Raw genomic sequence first — 607 nt, forward strand, 5'->3', positions numbered from 1 at the left:
AATCAACAATTTAGGTTTGGTTGCGATGGCCATGGCGATCATGACTTTTTGACATTCACCATCTGTTAGCTCGTACGGGTAGCTGCCCATCAAGCGTTTGTGATCTTTGATACCAACTTTGTGCAGTAGCGCAATGGCCTGTTTTTTACGCCATTTGAATCGCTCCCACCACTTGCCTTCAAAGGCGCGAGAGGGGATAGACTCAATTAACTGACGTCCTACTTCTTCGGAAGGGTCCAAACAGGTTGAGGGTTCTTGGAAGATCATCGCGATATCGCGGGCAATGACGCGGCGACGCTCTTTCGGCGTAAGCTGTAAAAGGTCGATGTTACCCAAGCGCATTCGGTCCGCGGTGATTCGCCAGTTGTCCTTACAAACCCCCACGATCGCTTTCGCAACTAAGCTTTTACCTGAGCCAGACTCGCCCACTAAGCCTCGGATTTCACCTTCGTTGAGCGTTAGGCTCATTCGGTCGACGGCTTTCACCATCCCTTGTGGTGTTTCGATCTCGATAGTCAGATGTCGAATATCTAATAACGGCATTATTCGATCCCCGCATTCAGCGCTTGGCGTACACCTTCACCTACTAAGTTTAAGATAATTACGG

General features: G+C 49.4%; 1 protein-coding gene. It reads right to left on the reverse strand.

The window, feature by feature from the left end:
- Positions 1–543, reverse strand: a 543-nt coding sequence (locus tag R8O10_RS26130) for an ATP-binding cassette domain-containing protein (RefSeq protein ID WP_318192085.1), incomplete at its 3' end; no start/stop codon positions are given.
- Between the last annotated feature and the right edge of the window lie 64 nt (positions 544–607).

Origin of the sequence: Vibrio sp. 1727 (assembly GCF_033344415.1) — a bacterium.
GTDB lineage: Bacteria > Pseudomonadota > Gammaproteobacteria > Enterobacterales > Vibrionaceae > Vibrio > Vibrio alginolyticus.